Raw genomic sequence first — 17,661 nt, 5'->3', positions numbered from 1 at the left:
ATCATCCCTGAAGCTTCAGCCAATGAAATCCAGAACCCCCTGAAGCTCACTTGGCAATGAATCACACACATCTGGCAGATCTGTCCCATTTGACATAGTTCCTGACGATATGGATGAAGTACTTACTGTACCAATTCCTGCCACAAGGGCACCCACCAGTTTCATTCCCTGCACCTGCATCTCCTCCCGGATGGCTGCAAGCATCTGGTTATGGAACTCCTGTCTGTCAGCGATTTTGATGTTCAGGCTGAAATACTCATCCAACACCCTCTTCACATAAGCCGTCAGGGAGGACGCACTTCCAGATTCCTCCACTAGTTTCTCATACAGCTCCCTGTCAGCCTTGTCATCCATGTTGAAACGGATGAATACAGATTTCTGGTTCTCCGCCATCATGCCACCTGCTTCCCCTCTATCTGCCCTGCAAGGAACTCATACCCCTTTGCATTGGCACACAGATCACAGTCATATGCCGTATGGCTCCGGTATTTTCCGGCATAGTCACGGAACAGCAGCGCACCTCCACCCACATAGATGATGTTGATATAATCCATGCTGTATCCCCTCTCCGCAAGCTCCAGTTCCAGAGAACACATCTTTTCCCGCAGCATACCACGGATAAGCTCCGAATAGGCACCCGGGAGATTGCTGTCCTCTTTCAGGGCAATCTTCATGATCTCATGCTCTGGCATATCCTTTCCGGTCTGGACCTTCATCTCCCGTTGGATTTCCTTTATCCATTTCACCATGGCCTTTTCAATAGTGATAGACTTGCTCTCTATGGGGAGACCGTTCTGTACATACACCACATCTGTGGTCTTACTGCCGATATCCACAATCAGATAGTCGCCTTTCATGTTCCCGAGCCTTGCGGCAATGGCAGAATAACATTGGGGACAGACAATCACCTTCCCTATCTCAACGGAATAGTCTTCTCTTTCATATGAGAATTCCAGTCTGTTCTGTCGGTTGTAATAGTCGATCAGTTTCGGCTTGTCCCGACCGTAGTTTGAAAAGGGTAAGCCAACTGCAAGAATCACCTCTGCCTTACAAATTCCTGTATCCCTAAGTTCCATGGCAACAGCTACCATGGTTCGTAGCCGTGCATCATCATCCGAAATCTTATCCTCCGTAATGGCTGCCCGTCCTTCCCCCACCTTGAAGTATTCCCCATCATAGAACAGGGAATTTTCTTTCAATGTAGGTTCTGTGGTTCCCAACATATGTATGCCATTGTCGAATACATGGTTTGCTGTTTTACAGAGCTGATATCCGTCATCAAATCCAATGATGTACTTCCCTTCCTTTAATCTGATCATTGTGTCTCCTCACTTTCTTCCTCTCTGCTGAAGTGTTTTTCCTCTCGTGTGGCATTGTCCCTGATAACTACCTTTGGATATTCCTTCAACAGATCATCCTTTCGATTTAGGGCATCCTCCATGTCGTTACACGAATAGCACCAGTTGAGTGGTTTCCCATTTTCATCAAATGCCCTGACATCTGCCCCTTCCCATGTGAAATCATCCCGATTCTTGTTGACATATGATGCTTCCTCGATAATGAAGTCCGCCAAAAGATCTGCCATGATGTGCATTGCATCATTGCTGCTATCCAGTGTTTTGAAAGTCCCGAGATCATGTGTTGATCTTTCCCCATCCGAAAAATACACAATCCACAAGTCCAGATAGATTCCTTCGCTACTGCCATAGTCAAGATTGTTCTTCAAATCAAATTCATAGTTCCTGATAGGAATCGGCTTGTCTGTTGCCAAACCGTAATCCAGAATATCCGGCAATTTGCCTTTTTCCTTTAAGATATCCCGAATTTTCTCAAATAGTTCCTTTGTTGTCATTGGTCTTTTCATAGTCTGCAATCCTCCTGAATAAAAAATCCCCATGCCACAACTGGCACAGGGACTATATATAGTATCACGATAAGAATATATATTTGAGCCGATCACTCATACGACATATATTTACTGATGTTCGTAAGAAGTGTTCAACTACGACAAATGCCATTGGATATTTTTGAATACAGTGCATAGCACACAAATAATTCTCAACCATATCCTTGATAAGTGCTCCGTTCCTTAATTCTTCCTCCATTCAAATGTTGAACAGTTCCAAAACATGATGTTATCTGCATTTACAATAAATTCTTTGTTTTTATAATCTTCTGTATCTTGCTTTTATAGATTTTTGTCTGTAGTTGTATAGTCATAGTAGGTTTAGAAGATAATCAGGAAAGCTAAAATATATGCAAAAAGCATATACTATTAACAATTTGCAAATTATATATCCTTTTCATGTATGCAAATGCGTGATATACTTTGTCCAGAAAATGCGATATAATGCCAATCGGAAGGAGTGGTAAAAATGTCTTATCAAATTGACAATCAAAAAATAGGAACTTATATTTCCGGATTAATTGAACGAGAATTTGAGTCCGCACGACAATTCTGCAGCGTATATCTTCAAACACGCGATGGAAATAATCCAACAAGAGAAGCTATACAAAACATGGCGAACCGTCTATCCCAAATAAAAAAAGGCACAAAAGCAATCCAAATTGAAGATTTGCCAATCTTTTCAGAATTACTTCATGTTTCTTTTGAACAGATATTGAGTGCCGGAGAACATGGCGAACCTAAAAACAATAGAATGACAAATTATATCATAGCTCAGTCACATAAAAAGTCTGAATGGGTTGCCTACATTGAAGAGAAAGATAAGCCTATCCTTAACCCAGACGAATACGGAAAAACCATATTGGACTATGCAATCACATTTGGAAATTATGATTTGCTGAAGTTTTTAGTAAACGAAAAATATATATGGTTTGACAGCAGAAAAGATAATGATTATGTTATGACATTTGGTGCAGGGACGAGTATCCAGCGCATTAAATTTGAGGAGCGTGATAACGGTGTTTTTATACGTAAACCTGATATGGATGATTTACAGTATAAGCTTGCAACAGAAGATCAGCTAAGAATGTATATTATCTCGTTTGCTGCAGACTACAATGACTTATCTATGCTGGAAAAACTGAGGGCAAGGGAAATCCCTGAGTTGTATTATAAAGCACATTATCTGTCTTGTGCCTGCCCAGATTTTGATGCGCATTATGATAAAAAAATGGTTAATCATATAGCGAAATCTAGTGACAAGATATTGGATTATTTCACAGATCCTTTTGAAATACGAGATCGCATTCGATATAAGAACGGAAGCAACCGTAAGCATATATTTGTGTTTCCGTATATTTCCCAACTGTTAGATATGTTGATTGAAAACAATAGCCCTTTTTTAAAAACAGCATTGGAAAAAGCCATTGGACACAATGATAATACATGGGAGAAGCTGAAAGTATTAATAAAGGAATCTGTTAATAATGGCTGCTATTATGGCGATTATTGGAAAAAAGAAGTTTATTTCCATGAAAACGGAAATATTGTTCATTTTAGAGATACGCTTGCAGTTATAGGGATTATCACCAATATCGCTAAAACAACAAAAAAATCTACAAATAGCCAGATAAGCAAGCTTATTAACAAATTAAATGATTTGTATAATAGAATTAGGTATATTACAGAGGAAGATACAGTATTGCTGCAGAACAAGTGAGAAAGCCTCTGCCAAATAAAAAGCTGAAACCGTTTGACATTGTTGAAGGTAAAAACATTTTTTAGAAGCAACTGCTCGTTTATGGAAAGTAGGAAGATTTTTTAAGAATGGCTATGGAATATCATACGTGCAAGAATCTCCTTCCTTATATATTCTCGATAACGAGTAATCAAGAGTAATCAGATACAATGCCCGAAAACCATTGATCTTGTTCTGTTTACTCAATTACATGTGGAGTTCGAGTCCCGTCTATCGCTCTTCTTTTTATGTAGCGGAATCCCATAGAATGTGGGATTCCGCTGTTTCTTGTGTACACGTGTTCTGATTACGCTTTCGAGCTTTTGAGGATTAGCCGCTTCCCTTTCTTCTTCGCCGCATTTGGCAGACAGGTGTACCAGCGTCTGTTACTTTCACCCTGTCATATCGTACTGAATTCCTTGATGTGCTTTTGGATAATCTCTTTCCTGTCCATATCTTCCTTTACCTTATCCGGCATATTCCCTAGATCATTAAGATTATATACATCCTGCAGAAATTGCAAGAGGCAGTTTTCGATTTTAAGTATTTGCGTTCCGCAATGCGCGTCTCTTTTTATCAGATTGATGATGAGGTTCCTATTGACAAAAGAACCTGGGGGGGTACTCTATAGGTGGATAAATCCCTGAACGGATTTCCGGAGAAAGAAGCTCAACAAGGAGGAGACGGACATGAAGAAGAAAATCGTGATGGCATTGCTGATAACAGCAATGACGGCCAGTGCTTTTGCCGGCTGCGGAAACAGGATGGAGGGGGACGGCAGGGTGCAGGCCATGGCGGATACAGAAAGCAGCCAGGACGGGAATGCTGACAGTCAGGAAAGCGGGGCAGAGGGAACAGGGGCTATGGAATCCGAACCGGAGGAAACGGCGGAACCCACAGAAGAACCATCGGCAGAAGAAACACCGGAGCCCACAGCGGAGCCTGAAACCGGGGTGGAGGCACCCTCTGACGGGAATGACGATGAAAGCGGCAGCGTGACGCAGACCGGGCAGTCCGGCAGCGCAGACCAGACAGACGAGGCAAACCAGACGGACGAGGCAGACCAGACCGGGACAACCACAGGGGAAGAAACAGCAGATTCTCCCTATACCATCAACGAGATGGAAAACACAATGTATGCCAAATCAGTGGTAAATGTAAGAAACCAGCCGTCAACGGATGGAGAAAAGGTCGGGCGGTTGTCATATGGCCAGGAAGTCACCGTGACGGGGCAGTGCAAGGAGACCGGATGGTATCAGATTGAGCTGAATGGCGAGAAAGCGTTCGTAAGCAACAGCTACATCATAGCCGAGAAGCCCGCAACCACGACAACAACGCGGACAGCAGGTAATACGAACAGTCAGGGTTCAGGCTCCGGTCAGACAGCCAACCAGAGTTCCGATTCCAACCAGACAACGGCTAAAACTGATGATGCATCAACAGATGCCCAGCTGGTCAACAGTGAGTTTGCTGCCTTACTGAATGCGGACAGACAGGTAATGGGCCTTTCAACTGTCAGCGCGGATGGAACACTTGATTCCAATGCCCTTGAGAGCGCCAAAGCGATTGTGTCTAACTTTTCTCATGATGCGACTGCGCCGACAAGGGGTGGAGCTAATGTGGAGAACATTGCAAGTGGTTACAATACAGTAGCAGACGTGTATGCGGCATGGAAAGCCAGCCCCGGACACTGGGCGGCGATGATTGATCCAGGACTCCAGTACATTTCTGTAGCCAGGTGCGGAAACTATTGGGTATATCTTGGGTACGCTAAAGACATCATAGAGGACAAATACATGGATGAAAACGGCAATATCGACATCGACGCGGCAGTAAACAATGGTGACATGCATGAGATTAGCTCAGTCACCGACCCTGAAACAGGCAAGAGTCAGACAGTCTATGGCACAGACGGGGTGATGTCTTTAGAAGAGGCAATCGAAAAGGGGGAAATAACGCAAGAAGAGGCTGATGCCATTCAAGATATATTCGACAATTGGTACGATTAGTTTTTAGAAAGGAAGAGCAACCCCTCATCGGGTTGCTTTTTTGATACGCTGTTGTGCGCCTGACGTGGTGTTTTCTCCGGAGATTATGATTGCCTGGTGACGGAAGATGCATATTCATTTTACCTTCCCCCGATCCCATATGGTCACAGGCTGTGCGCTGGGTGTAGGGCTGCGGAACAACAGCCTCCCAAGCGCTTTGGCGTTAAAGGGAAACAGGGGCCAGAAATAGCTGAAGCCGCCGAAAGTGGGAGTAGTTGCAGCGGAAAGGAGCACCAGCGCCAGACTGATGAGAAATCCCGGCAAACCGAAAAAGCCGGTAGCCAGAATCATCAGAATCCGGTACAGCCGAATGGCATCGCTGAATTCTATATCTGTGATGGCCAGAGAAGCCAGCAGCGTAACGGCGGCATAGAACAGTACTTCCACAGAGGCCCAGTTCAGACTGACAGCCACATCTCCGATAATCAGACCACCTACCATGGACAGGGAGCCGGAGAACTTGCCGGAGCTTAAGGCGGAAGAATATTTGAACAGATCCAGCAGAAATTCTACTGCCAGAACATAGAAAAACAGTCGCTGAGGCGTCTGCACACCCTCGGAAAGCAGCCCCCACTGCTGCGCAAACCCGGGGAAGTAAGCCGTTATCAGCAGGAACAGGGGCATCAGAGCCAGGCTGACAGGGATGCAGAGAAAGCGCACCATGCGGAAATAGGTGCCTACGGAAGGACTTTTGTAATAGTCTTCCGGATTCTGGGTGAATTGAAAAATCGTGCAGGGAAGAACCAGCACCAGGGGGGAGTTGTCCACAAGAACGAGAATATGGCCTTCCAGTAGGTAGCTGCATGCCACGTCGGGACGCTCGGTCATCTGGACACTGGGCAGAGGATTCCACCAGCGTTTGTGCAGGAGCAGTTCCTCCAGACTCTTGGTGCCCATGGTCAGCGCCGTGGTCCGAAGGGAGTCAAGGCTGTCTTCCAGTTTTTTCAGCAGTTCCTGATTTACGGTATCTTTCAGATAAGCAACGGCCACATCGGTTCTGCTGTCCGTACCCACGGAATGTATGGCAAAGACAAGCCCGGGAGAACGGACGCGCCGTCTGATCAGATTGGCGTTGAACAGCATGGTTTCCACGAAACCGTCTCTGGACCCTCTGGTGACCCGTTCCAGATCCGGCTCCGCGATACCCCTGGCAGGGTAGGTCCGCACATCAATGAGGATGGCCTGAGCAAAGCCGTCGATAAAGAGGACGGCCGGTCCGCTGAGCACATTGCGGATAATCTCGTCCCAGGAGTCTGTGAGAGAAGTCTGGGCATATCCGATCTTCGCATCCATATATCTTACAATGTTTTCTACAGAGTCATTGGAAACGAACATCGGGTTCTGCAGGTCGGAAAAAATCTGCTGGAGTATTTCCGTTTTACAGAATCCGTTGACACCCAGAAAAAAGGCCGGAGTCCGGCCCAGGTACAGATGCCTTGTCATCAGATCAAAGCTGGTGCGGACAGGGAGTATGGTGTCAATATAATTTATATTTTCTTCTAAGACGGAAGATAAAGTCATAGTCTGCCTCGATATTCTGAAATATTGATTTTGCTTATGATATAATGTCTGTCATGGAAATCCGATTACGGAAGGTTATATTACTTTCCATAATATATCCAGATTCTCTGCCTTTATTCAGAACGCTTGTTTTGGATGAGGCATTTTTGCGTTGAAGTTTTGGCACAGAGGCAATGGCGTGAATGCCGCGTATATTTTTTCTGAAAAAATTTGAGACCGTGAAACTTTTTTCACATGCAGGACATCTAATGTTATGTAAAGGCAAGCAGCAAAGAGGAGGTGAAACACCTTGCTTTTTTTCCCGGGGAAAAAGAATCAGACAAACAGAAAGCTGATAGAACGTATTATTCTGGAAAAATATAATCAATATTACCGTCTGGCGTACAGCTATGTTCACAATGAGGCAGATGCCTGTGACATAGTGCAGAACGGCGCATACAAGGCCATGCGGGGCAGTGATACCCTGAAGAATCCTGAGTACGCGGAGACCTGGGTGTACCGCATTATGCTGAACGAGTGCTTTGGATATCTGAAGAAGCCGGGATTTCTCTCCTATGAAGCGATGCAGGAGGAAAACGGAATGGAAGCGGGCGCCGTGGAGGATACCTATACAAACGTGGATTTGCAGAGAGCACTTGAGACGCTTCCGGAGCGTGACAGGGCGGTGGTCATCCTGAAATATTTCGAAGATCGCAAGCTTGAGGAAATCGCGGACATTCTGGAAGAGAATGTGAGCACTGTGAAGAGCAGGCTTTACCGCAGCATAAAAAAGCTTCGGGGGATACTCTCCGACGAATCAAACAGGAACAGATATGAACAGATGTGTGATTCCAAAGTGCATTTGTCTTAGCGGATGACCTGCATAGTGCGGGAGATGGGAGCGAATATGATTTATAATTTTTCCGAAGTAAAGGAGTGGAACGAACAACTGGAAGAGGAACTTCAGAACCTGAAAAGGGAATATCTGAAACCGCAGATGTCAGAGAAGCAGCTGAGGAAGCTGCAGAAGAAAATGGAGGAAGCAAAAATGAGGAGCAGAGCAGAGCGCAATAAAAAGAGAATAATCAGACTGGCGGCAACAGCTGCCGCACTGGCAGGAATTTTTGTCATACTGCCGAATACTTCAGCAGGAATCGCCCATGCAATGGAACAGATACCGGTCATCGGATCGCTGGTGGAGGTTGTTACCTTCCGGGATTATTCCTATGAAACAGACAGGAATGTGGCAGATATCGAGGTACCGGAAGTAAAAGTGGCAGATCAGCCCGAAGACAGCCAGGTACAGGAGAATCTGAATCGAACAGCCGAAGAAATCAATGCGGAAATCCAGGAAATTACAGATAAGCTGATAGAAGAGTTCGAAGCCAATCTGGACGAAGAGATGGGTCATCAGGATATTATGGTAAAAAGCGAAGTGCTGACAACCACAGAAGAGTATTTTACATTGAAGCTTATCTGCTATCAGGGAGCGGGAAGCGGCTATGAATGGAATGTTTATTATACCATTGATTTGAAGACCGGGGAGAGACTGGCACTGAAGGATCTGTTCCGGGAGGGAGAGGACTATATTACCGCTGTCAGCGAGAATATCAAGGAACAGATGCAGGCACAGATGGATGCGGATGAAAATGTCTATTACTGGCTGCACGATGAAATCGAAGAGTGGAATTTCAAAGCCATTACGGATGAGACTTCTTTTTACCTGAATGAGAAGGGGAATGTGGTAATCGGCTTCAATGAAGGCGAGGTGGCACCTATGTATATGGGGACGGTGGAATTTGAGATTCCTGCGGAGGTGCTGGAGGGAATGTGGAAGTAAGCGCTTCCATAGACGGGATGCATGAAAGCTGTGCATGAAATTACGGGACTGCGGTCCTCCGGGATGGCTGTGCGTGAAATCGCAGGATAAGCGGTTTCCGCACAGAAAATTCCGGTTCGACAGAGAAGAGTAACATAATTCTCACTTTTCGGGAGTATACTATTACAGGAAAAACTGTACCAGACCCAGACCGATGAGAAGAATGCCGGAGAGCGGGTCTGCGGCATTTCCCGCCAGACGCAGCATGGGATTGTCTCCCAGGCGATTGCCGGAGTACAGGAAAAGCACGGAGCAGACAATGGTTGCCACAGCAGTGGGAAAAAGTGCCAGGCCTGCCAGACTCGCGCTTAAGCCGGCACTCAGGTTGTTCAGAGTCAGAGTCAGGCTTAAGGTGAATACTTCCGGCAGTTTCAGGTTTGGCGTGTAAGTTCCCGCATTGTTTTCCGAAGCGTGAAGTGCTGTCTGCGGCTGCGGAGTCGGCGGCTTTTGCGACCTGCCTTTCAGCAAAGGTATCATCCATTTTATGATTACGTACAGCCCCAGAAGGATGAGAATCAGGCTTCCGGCGCAGCTGCTGACACCCTGAGGAAGAAAAGCGGCCAGCCGGTGCCCCAGGCCCACGGAGAGACAGGTCCCCAGAAGCGTAATCACACTGATAATCATATTCTGCCAGAATCGGATACGGATTCCACGAATCCCATAACTGATTCCTACCAGCAGTGCGTCCAGACTGGCTGATATCCCAAACAGGAGAGATGCGGTATACATGAGAATTCTCCTGTGTCTTTGTTTTCTTTTTACTATATTCCTGACAGAGAGAAAATGTGTTGCTTTTTTGTGCCGGTATGCTAGAATGGTGGTGGTTCCCGAAAGAACTGTCATCTGAAAGGGCAGGGGAAAAGGGGAGCCGGTGAGGTGGAAAAATGACGAAAGAAATGACTGTAATCGGGGAAGAGGCTTACCGCGCGGCCAGAGAGCTTCTGGAGGTGGCCGGGCCGGAGAAGGGGGACATTTTTGTAGTGGGATGTTCCACAAGCGAGGTGGCAGGAGCCGGGATCGGGACGTTCTCCAGTCCGGAACTGGCAGAGGCGGTGTTTGGAGGTATCTACCAGGCCACACAGGAAGCGGGGGTCTGGCTTGCCGCGCAGTGCTGTGAGCATCTGAACCGGGCGATTGTGCTGGAGAAGGAGGCGGCAGTCCGCTATGGATGTGAGATTGTAAATGTGGTTCCGCAGCCCAAAGCCGGCGGTTCCTTTGCCGCGGCAGCTTACAAGGCCTTTGAACACCCGGCGGTGGTGGAACACATCAAGGCCCATCTGGGAATGGACATCGGGGATACTCTGATCGGAATGCATCTGAGAGATGTGGCGGTTCCGGTACGGCTGCGGATTCGGGAGATTGGAGATGCCCGCCTTGTCTGTGCCCGGACAAGGCCTAAATTTATAGGCGGCAGCAGGGCCATATACGAGGATGAGGGGAACAGGCCCTCTTCGTCTTAATACTTTTTTCTGCCGGTCTGAACCGGTTCGCTGGTCAGATCCATTCCCAGCTTTTTGTATATTTTGATATCCACTTCCGACAGCATCACTGAAGTGTGAACCTGGCAGCCTTTCAGATTGGGAAGCTGTTCCAGGGCCCGACGGGCATTTTCGTCGTGACAGGCGGCAAGAGCCAGCGCAATCAGAACTTCATCTGTGTGAAGGCGGGGATTGCGGCCGCCCAGATAGCGTACTTTCAGATCCTGAATGGGTTCGATGGCTTCCGGCTTAATCAGCCTGGTATCATGATCCACGTGTGCCAGATATTTCAGAGCGTTCAGAAGCAGGGCTGCGGAAGCACCCAGGAAATCTGATGTTTTGGAAGTGATGATATGGCCGTCTGCCAGTTCGATGGCGGCAGTGGGAACGCCAAGGACTTCGGCCCGCTCTCTGGCGGCAGCGGTGACACGCCTGTCAGAAGTGGTTATTTTGGCCTGTTTCATCAAAAGTTCAATTTTATATACTTCTGTATCGGAAGTCTCATCCCGGACTACCTTGTTCAACGCAGTGTAATACCGGCGGATAATCTCCATTTTGGAAGCTTCACAGCAGGCTTCGTCATCAATGATGCAGTTCCCGGCCATGTTGACACCCATGTCAGTAGGCGATTTATAGGGATTGCTGCCATAAATTCCTTCAAAAATAGCGTTCAGTACGGGGAAGATTTCAATATCCCGGTTATAATTGACAGTGGTCTCCCCATAGGCTTCCAGATGGAAAGGATCAATCATATTCACGTCGTTTAAATCGGCAGTTGCCGCTTCGTAAGCCAGATTGATAGGATGCTTCAGCGGTATATTCCAGATGGGAAAGGTCTCGAATTTGGCATAGCCGGCTTTCATTCCCCTCAGATTGTCATGATAGAGCTGCGAGAGGCAGGTTGCCATTTTCCCGCTGCCCGGGCCGGGTGCCGTAATGACAACCAGGGGTCTGGCAGTTTCTATATAATCATTTTTCCCATATCCGTTTTCACTGACAATCAGAGGAACATTGGCGGGATAACCCTCAATGGTATAATGCAGGTATACGGTTATGTTCTTTTTCTCCAGTTTGGCCTTGAACTGCTCCGCGCTGAGCTGGCCGGAATAATGTGTGATGACCACGCTGCCCACATACAACCCTCTGTTCTGGAACTCATCCCGCAGTCGTAAGACATCCACATCATAGGTAATTCCCAGATCTCCGCGGACTTTGTTCTTCTCGATGTCAGCGGCGCTGATGACGATGACAATCTCCGCATAGTCCGAAAGCTGCATCAGCATCTGCAGCTTTGCGTCGGGTGCGAAGCCCGGCAGAACTCTGGAGGCATGATAGTCGTCAAAAAGCTTTCCTCCAAATTCGAGATACAGCTTGTCCCCAAACTGAGTAATGCGCTCCTTAATGTGTTCCGACTGCATTTTCAGGTATTTGTTGTTGTCAAATCCGATTTTCATTGTCATCCTCATTTTCGCTTTTTTGGTATAGGTGGCCGTACCTGTCTATTTTACCACAGATTCAGTTACATTGGAATGGTAAAAAGTTTAGAAATCTTTAAGAGATAATTTGTATTTTTCACATTTATGCTATTGATTTATGAATGGGTAATCTCTATAATAAAATGGATTTATTGACTTTCAAACTTATTGTTGAGATAAAAGACTCAAAAACGGAAACGGAGTTACTATGGATAATCAAATGAATCAATATGATAACGGAGGCGGATACAATAACGGCGGCCGCGGTAATATGCCGGGCAACAATGGCGGCAACGGAAATCAGCCTCCCCGGAAACCGAACATCATGATGGTGCTTCTGGCAGGCTTAAGCACGGTACTTCTGGTATTTATGCTGTGGAATCTGCTGTTCGGAACCTCCGGCAATACCCAGGAAGTCAGCTATACAAAATTTCTGGAGTATGTCAATGGGGACGAGGTGGACGAGGTGGAAGTCCAGAGTACCGGACAGATCCTGTTTACTCTGAAGAAGGATGAGGCGTCTCAGGATACGCCCTCGATTCCCCAGGGGTATGCCTCTCTGTACGGAAATGTAAAGGTGACTTATTCCACCATCATCATGGAAGACCTGGATACGCTTACATCGCGTCTGGAGAAGCACGGGATTGACGGAAGCCGTATTCTCAGCGACAATTCCGGCCGCATTCTGGACATTTTCCTGTATGTGGTGCTTCCTGTTCTGCTTATGTGGATACTGCTGGGCGTGGTGTTCCGGAAAATGGGCGGTTCCGGCGGTCCCATGGGTGTGGGCAAGAGCAATGCAAAGGTTTATGTGCAGAAGGAGACAGGTGTCACATTCAAGGATGTGGCCGGCGAGGATGAGGCCAAGGAATCACTGGTAGAAGTGGTGGACTTCCTGCATAACCCCGGGAAATATTCCAAAATCGGCGCCAGGCTGCCGAAGGGGGCGCTGCTGGTGGGCCCTCCCGGAACCGGTAAAACACTGCTGGCCAAAGCGGTGGCCGGGGAGGCGCATGTTCCCTTTTTCTCTCTGACCGGCTCTGATTTCATTGAATTATATGTGGGTGTGGGTGCCAGCCGTGTGCGCGACCTGTTCAAGGAGGCCACGAAGAATGCTCCCTGTATTATCTTTATTGACGAGATTGATGCCATCGGCCGGAGCCGTGATTCCAAGTACGGCGGCGGTAACGAGGAGCGGGAGCAGACGCTGAATCAGCTGCTCTCGGAGATGGATGGCTTTGACAGTTCCAAGGGAATCCTGATTCTGGGGGCCACCAACCGTCCCGAGATTCTGGATAAGGCACTTCTGCGTCCCGGACGTTTTGACAGGCGGATTATCGTGGATAAGCCGGATTTGAAGGGGCGTGTGGAGATACTGAAGGTACATGCCAAAGACGTGAAGATGGACGAAACCGTTGATCTGGATGCCATTGCCCTGGCTACCAGCGGCGCGGTGGGGTCCGACCTGGCGAATATGATCAACGAGGCGGCTATCAATGCTGTGAAGGAAGGCAGAGATTATGTGTGCCAGAAGGATTTGTTTAATTCTGTGGAAGTAGTGCTGGTAGGTAAAGAGAAAAAGGACCGTATTATGAGCAGGGAGGAGCGCAGAATTGTCTCCTATCATGAGGTGGGCCATGCATTGATCAGCGCCCTGCAGAAGAATTCCGAGCCGGTGCAGAAGATTACCATTGTGCCCCGTACTATGGGGGCGCTGGGCTATGTCATGCATGTGCCGGAGGAAGAGAAGTACCTGAACACAGAAGCGGAACTGCGCGACATGCTGGTCAGCCTGGTAGGCGGCCGGGCGGCGGAGGAGATTGTATTTGAGACGGTGACCACAGGCGCGGCCAATGATATTGAGAAGGCCACGGACATTGCACGGAATATGGTGACCCGTTATGGTATGAGCAAACGTTTTGGACTGATGGGGCTGGCCACTATTGAGAGTCAGTATCTGGAGGGCAGATCGGCGCTGAACTGCAGCGACTCCACGGCGGCGGAGATTGATGCGGAAGTGGTGGAGATTCTGAAGGAGAGCTATGATAAGGCACTGAACCTGCTGCGGGATAACAGAGATGTCATGGATAAGCTGGCGGAATTCCTGATTGAAAAGGAAACCATAACCGGAAAAGAATTCATGGAAATCTTCCGTAAAGAGAAGGGACTGCCGGAGCCGGAAGAAAAGGACGAGGCTTCGGAGGAAGCCGGTTCGAAAGCGATTCCGGAAGCAGAGCACGTACAGACGGCGGGAGACCATACAGAGTCGGAAAGTGCGCCGGAAGTGCAGGCCGGTGAAGCGGATTCCGGAAGGGGGACGGCATGGGACAACGGGCCGGAACAGGGAAGCGCGTCTCAGGAGGAAAGCGGTACAGCCCGGGAAAGTCTGCAGGAACCGGAAAGCAATTTGGTGCAGAGCGGCATGACAGAGCCGGAAAACACACCGGAGTCAGAGCGTAATGCAGAACAGAAGCCGGAGGCGGGAAGCGATGAGGAAGCAAATGAACCGGAACAGGACAGGACGGAAACGGACAGTCGCCCGGTAGGCAGATTTTCCAACGGCAGAATAGATTGACGGTGCAGGCCTTTCCATTTGGGAAGGCCTGTCGAATTTGAGGAGAGTGTGGGGAACGATGAACAATGATAAAAAGTCTGTAATAGCGTTTTGGCTGTGTCTGATGCTGATGGCTGCGGTATTCATGGGCGGCTGCGGCAGGAAAGAGGAGGAGGTACCGGCTTCCGCAGTCAGACTGGAGGACATCGCCGAAGAGATGGAACCTGAGTCCCGGGAGATGCAGAAGGAAACGAATGAGGAAGAAGGTGAGGAAGAAGCAGCAGGACAGGACTCTTCAGCAGCTTCGGAGAATAACACGGGCGGGATGAGGCCGGGGACAGACGATTCTCCGGCCGGGGAGACCGAACCTGCCGAAGTTCTGGATGGGGAATCCCCGAAAGAGCCGGAGGAGGAAGCGGAATCGGAACAGGAATCTTCCGCACCGGCAGAGCCTGGGGAAGCTTTGGCAGAGCAAAACGGCTATATTGTAGCCATCGACGCGGGGCATCAGCAGAAGGGGAACAGTGAGAAGGAGCCTGTGGGGCCGGGGGCGACCGAAACAAAAGCAAAGGTTGCCGGCGGCACCTCCGGGGCTACCAGCGGGCTGAAAGAATACGAACTGACTCTGATGGTGGCGGAGAAGCTGGAGGATGAGCTGACAGAACGGGGCTATCAGGTGGTGATGATAAGGACCACTCACGACGTGAATATGAGCAACAGCGAGCGGGCCCAGGTGGCAAACGACGCCGGGGCGCACGCTTTTATCCGTGTACATGCCAACGGGTCGGAGAACACTTCTGTCAGCGGCGCCATGACAATCTGTCAGACGGCTTCCAATCCCTATAACGGCAATCTCTATCAGGAGAGCAGAGACTTGTCGGATGATGTACTGGACGAACTGGTGGCCGCCACCGGCTGTAAGAAGCAGTATGTCTGGGAGACGGATACCATGAGCGGCATCAACTGGTGTACGGTTCCGGTGACCATTGTGGAGATGGGCTATATGACCAATCCGGAGGAAGATACCCTCATGGCCACGGAGGAATATCAGGAGAAAATTGCAGACGGAATTGCCAATGGGATTGATAAATTTCTGAGAAGTACCGACTAATAAAGAAGCCGGAAACAGCGATTCTTCTCAGGGATTGTCAGTCTGACGGCAGGGGGAGAAGCACAATAAATGAGGAGCGCACTATGTTCAATTTTGAAGAGGAACTGAAAAAGCTTCCCAAAGAGCCGGGAGTCTATATTATGCGGGATGACAGGAATGTCATTTTATACGTGGGCAAGGCGGTTAACCTTCATAACCGCGTGCGCTCTTATTTTCGGGAAAATATCGGCAGAGGCCCCATGATTGACAAAATGGTGTCTCTGATTGCCCGGTTTGAATATATTGTCACAGACTCGGAGCTGGAGGCGCTGGTGCTGGAGAATAATCTGATTAAGGAAAACGCTCCAAAGTACAATACGCTGCTGAAGGACGACAAGACTTATCCTTATATCAAAGTGACTTTGGGAGAAGAGTATCCCAGGATTCTCTTTTCCAGGGTGATGAAAAAGGACAAATCGAAATACTTCGGCCCCTATACCAGTGCGGCAGCGGTGAAGGATACCATTGAACTGCTGAACAAGCTCTATCATCTGCGCACCTGCAACCGCAGCCTGCCCAGAGATATCGGGGCGGAACGTCCCTGCCTGAACTACCATATCAGGCAGTGCCTTGCCCCATGCCAGGGGTACATTGACAGAGACCAGTACAGAGAGCAGGTAAACCAGGCGCTGGAATTTCTGAATGGAAATTACAATATAATTCTGAAGGATCTGGAATCCAAAATGCAGGCGGCGGCAGAGGAACTGGATTTTGAGACAGCGGCGGGCTTCCGGGATCTGTACAACAGCGTGAAGCAGGTTGCCCAGAAGCAGAAGATCACTGACAGTGCGGGAGAGGACAAGGATGTCATCGCCATGTATCAGGACGACAGAGAGGCGGTGGTCCAGGTGTTCTTCGTCCGGGACGGCAAGCTGATCGGGCGGGAACATTACTATATGACAAATGTGTCATCTGACAGCAAGGCTGAAATTCTGGAGAATTTTGTAAAGCAGTTTTATGCGGGGACACCCTTTATCCCCAGGGAGCTGATGATTCAGCGGGAAATCGGAGACCGTGACCTGATTGAAAAGTGGCTGACCGGCCGCAAAGGAGGAAGAGTGTATATCCGGGTGCCGAAAATCGGTTCCAAGGAAAAGCTTGTGGAACTGGCAGCTCAGAATGCGAAGCACATTCTGGAACAGGACCGGGAGCGCCTGAAACGGGAAGAGGGGCGCACCATCGGGGCGGTGAAAGAGATTGCGGGACTTCTGGGCCTGGAACATATCGACCGGATGGAGGCCTTCGACATTTCCAATATCAACGGCTTCGAAAACGTGGGCTCCATGATTGTCTTTGAGAAGGGGAAGCCCAAAACCAGCGATTACCGCAAATTCCGGATTAAAACGGTATCCGGCCCGGACGATTACGCCTGTATGCGGGAGGTGCTGACCAGGCGCTTCCGGCATGGACTGGAGGAGAGCAAAGAGCTGGAGGGCAAGGCGCTGGAGAAAGAATACGGCAGCTTTACCAGATTCCCGGACCTGCTGATGATGGATGGCGGCAGAGGCCAGGTGAACATTGCACTGGCCGTACTGGAGGAGCTGAATATTGCCATTCCTGTCTGCGGCATGGTGAAAGATGACAATCACCGTACCCGGGGACTGTATTTTAACAATGTGGAACTGCCAATCGACACACATTCCGAGGGCTTTAAACTGATTACCCGGGTACAGGATGAGGCACACCGTTTTGCCATTGAGTACCATCGCTCACTGAGAAGCAAGAGTCAGGTGAAGTCTGTTCTGGATGAGATCCCCGGTGTAGGTCCTGCCAGGAGAAAGGCGCTGATGCGTCATTTTAAGTCCATTGAGGAAATCAAAGCGGCCGATGTGGAGACCCTGGCCGCGCTGCCGGAGATTAACCGCCGGGCAGCGGAGGAAATCCATGGATTTTTCCACAAAGCACAGGGGGAGGCATAAGGACTTAACGCTGC

At 48.7% G+C, this 17,661-nt stretch carries 14 protein-coding genes; 8 read left to right on the top strand and 6 right to left on the bottom strand.

From position 1 onward, the window contains the following. Positions 1-15 precede the first annotated feature (15 nt). Genes NSB25_RS07725 through NSB25_RS07715 form a run of 3 tightly spaced genes read right to left on the bottom strand, consistent with a single transcriptional unit; the run spans position 16 to position 1,864 of the window. Positions 16-396, bottom strand: coding sequence for a hypothetical protein (locus tag NSB25_RS07725; protein WP_103238850.1), 381 nt, complete (start codon positions 394-396; stop codon positions 16-18). After that, on the bottom strand, positions 393-1,319 hold the full coding sequence (locus tag NSB25_RS07720; RefSeq protein WP_103238849.1) for a ParM/StbA family protein: 927 nt from the start codon (positions 1,317-1,319) through the stop codon (positions 393-395). Before NSB25_RS07720 ends, NSB25_RS07725 begins: the two co-directional genes overlap by 4 nt. Beyond that, positions 1,316-1,864: a hypothetical protein gene (locus tag NSB25_RS07715; protein ID WP_103238848.1), complete on the bottom strand. Its 549-nt coding sequence runs from the start codon at positions 1,862-1,864 to the stop codon at positions 1,316-1,318. The genes NSB25_RS07720 and NSB25_RS07715 overlap by 4 nt, the downstream gene beginning before the upstream one ends. 511 nt (positions 1,865-2,375) lie before the next feature. On the opposite strand from NSB25_RS07715, the gene NSB25_RS07710 reads away from it, so the two are divergent. After that, positions 2,376-3,626 (top strand): ankyrin repeat domain-containing protein, encoded by a 1,251-nt coding sequence (locus NSB25_RS07710; RefSeq protein ID WP_103238847.1) that lies wholly within the window; start codon positions 2,376-2,378, stop codon positions 3,624-3,626. Positions 3,627-4,333: 707 nt separating this feature from the next. Then, entirely contained in the window at positions 4,334-5,653 is a 1,320-nt protein-coding gene (locus NSB25_RS07705; RefSeq protein WP_103238846.1) for an SH3 domain-containing protein, read from the top strand. Between the two features lie 114 nt (positions 5,654-5,767). On the opposite strand, the gene NSB25_RS07700 is transcribed toward NSB25_RS07705, so the two are convergent. Beyond that, positions 5,768-7,213, bottom strand: a complete 1,446-nt coding sequence (locus tag NSB25_RS07700) for a spore germination protein (RefSeq protein WP_103238845.1) — start codon at positions 7,211-7,213, stop codon at positions 5,768-5,770. Positions 7,214-7,502: 289 nt separating this feature from the next. Between NSB25_RS07700 and NSB25_RS07695 the strand changes: the two genes are divergently transcribed. Together NSB25_RS07695 and NSB25_RS07690 are read left to right on the top strand one after the other, a co-directional pair. Then, entirely contained in the window at positions 7,503-8,063 is a 561-nt protein-coding gene (locus tag NSB25_RS07695; RefSeq protein ID WP_103238844.1) for an RNA polymerase sigma factor, read from the top strand. Positions 8,064-8,099: 36 nt separating this feature from the next. Continuing rightward, positions 8,100-9,032: an RsiV family protein gene (locus NSB25_RS07690; protein ID WP_103238909.1), complete on the top strand. Its 933-nt coding sequence runs from the start codon at positions 8,100-8,102 to the stop codon at positions 9,030-9,032. Positions 9,033-9,194: 162 nt separating this feature from the next. Here the strand turns inward: NSB25_RS07690 and NSB25_RS07685 are convergent, their stop codons facing one another. Continuing rightward, entirely contained in the window at positions 9,195-9,800 is a 606-nt protein-coding gene (locus tag NSB25_RS07685) for a manganese efflux pump (RefSeq protein ID WP_172455006.1), read from the bottom strand. A 155-nt stretch (positions 9,801-9,955) separates the two neighbouring features. Between NSB25_RS07685 and NSB25_RS07680 the strand changes: the two genes are divergently transcribed. Next, on the top strand, positions 9,956-10,531 hold the full coding sequence (locus NSB25_RS07680; protein ID WP_103238842.1) for a TIGR01440 family protein: 576 nt from the start codon (positions 9,956-9,958) through the stop codon (positions 10,529-10,531). On the opposite strand, the gene NSB25_RS07675 is transcribed toward NSB25_RS07680, so the two are convergent. After that, complete coding sequence (locus tag NSB25_RS07675; RefSeq protein ID WP_103238841.1) at positions 10,528-12,003, bottom strand: DUF1846 domain-containing protein; 1,476 nt, start codon at positions 12,001-12,003, stop codon at positions 10,528-10,530. The genes NSB25_RS07680 and NSB25_RS07675 overlap by 4 nt on opposite strands. 292 nt (positions 12,004-12,295) lie before the next feature. On the opposite strand from NSB25_RS07675, the gene ftsH reads away from it, so the two are divergent. The 3 genes from ftsH (at position 12,296) to uvrC (ending at position 17,647) form a co-directional block, all read left to right on the top strand. Then, complete coding sequence (gene ftsH, locus NSB25_RS07670) at positions 12,296-14,599, top strand: ATP-dependent zinc metalloprotease FtsH (RefSeq protein WP_242982354.1); 2,304 nt, start codon at positions 12,296-12,298, stop codon at positions 14,597-14,599. 58 nt (positions 14,600-14,657) lie between these two features. After that, positions 14,658-15,689, top strand: coding sequence for an N-acetylmuramoyl-L-alanine amidase (locus tag NSB25_RS07665; RefSeq protein WP_242982348.1), 1,032 nt, complete (start codon positions 14,658-14,660; stop codon positions 15,687-15,689). Positions 15,690-15,772: 83 nt separating this feature from the next. Beyond that, the gene (uvrC, locus tag NSB25_RS07660) at positions 15,773-17,647 is read left to right on the top strand and encodes an excinuclease ABC subunit UvrC (protein ID WP_103238839.1); all 1,875 of its coding nucleotides are present in this window, start codon (positions 15,773-15,775) and stop codon (positions 17,645-17,647) included. The last annotated feature ends 14 nt before the right edge of the window (positions 17,648-17,661 follow it).

This window comes from Acetatifactor muris (genome assembly GCF_024623325.1).
GTDB lineage: Bacteria > Bacillota > Clostridia > Lachnospirales > Lachnospiraceae > Acetatifactor > Acetatifactor muris.
The sequence above is the reverse complement of the archived record's forward strand: the minus strand, read 5'-3'. Positions and strand labels throughout refer to the sequence as shown.

Coding starts and splice junctions, on each gene's coding strand:
- NSB25_RS07725 (WP_103238850.1), bottom strand. CDS start 396: ATGATGGCGGAGAACCAGAAATCTGTATTCATCCGTTTCAACATGGAT.
- NSB25_RS07720 (WP_103238849.1), bottom strand. CDS start 1,319: ATGATCAGATTAAAGGAAGGGAAGTACATCATTGGATTTGATGACGGA.
- NSB25_RS07715 (WP_103238848.1), bottom strand. CDS start 1,864: ATGAAAAGACCAATGACAACAAAGGAACTATTTGAGAAAATTCGGGAT.
- NSB25_RS07710 (WP_103238847.1), top strand. CDS start 2,376: ATGTCTTATCAAATTGACAATCAAAAAATAGGAACTTATATTTCCGGA.
- NSB25_RS07705 (WP_103238846.1), top strand. CDS start 4,334: ATGAAGAAGAAAATCGTGATGGCATTGCTGATAACAGCAATGACGGCC.
- NSB25_RS07700 (WP_103238845.1), bottom strand. CDS start 7,213: ATGACTTTATCTTCCGTCTTAGAAGAAAATATAAATTATATTGACACC.
- NSB25_RS07690 (WP_103238909.1), top strand. CDS start 8,100: ATGATTTATAATTTTTCCGAAGTAAAGGAGTGGAACGAACAACTGGAA.
- NSB25_RS07685 (WP_172455006.1), bottom strand. CDS start 9,800: ATGTATACCGCATCTCTCCTGTTTGGGATATCAGCCAGTCTGGACGCA.
- NSB25_RS07680 (WP_103238842.1), top strand. CDS start 9,956: ATGACGAAAGAAATGACTGTAATCGGGGAAGAGGCTTACCGCGCGGCC.
- NSB25_RS07675 (WP_103238841.1), bottom strand. CDS start 12,003: ATGAAAATCGGATTTGACAACAACAAATACCTGAAAATGCAGTCGGAA.
- ftsH (WP_242982354.1), top strand. CDS start 12,296: ATGCCGGGCAACAATGGCGGCAACGGAAATCAGCCTCCCCGGAAACCG.
- NSB25_RS07665 (WP_242982348.1), top strand. CDS start 14,658: ATGAACAATGATAAAAAGTCTGTAATAGCGTTTTGGCTGTGTCTGATG.
- uvrC (WP_103238839.1), top strand. CDS start 15,773: ATGTTCAATTTTGAAGAGGAACTGAAAAAGCTTCCCAAAGAGCCGGGA.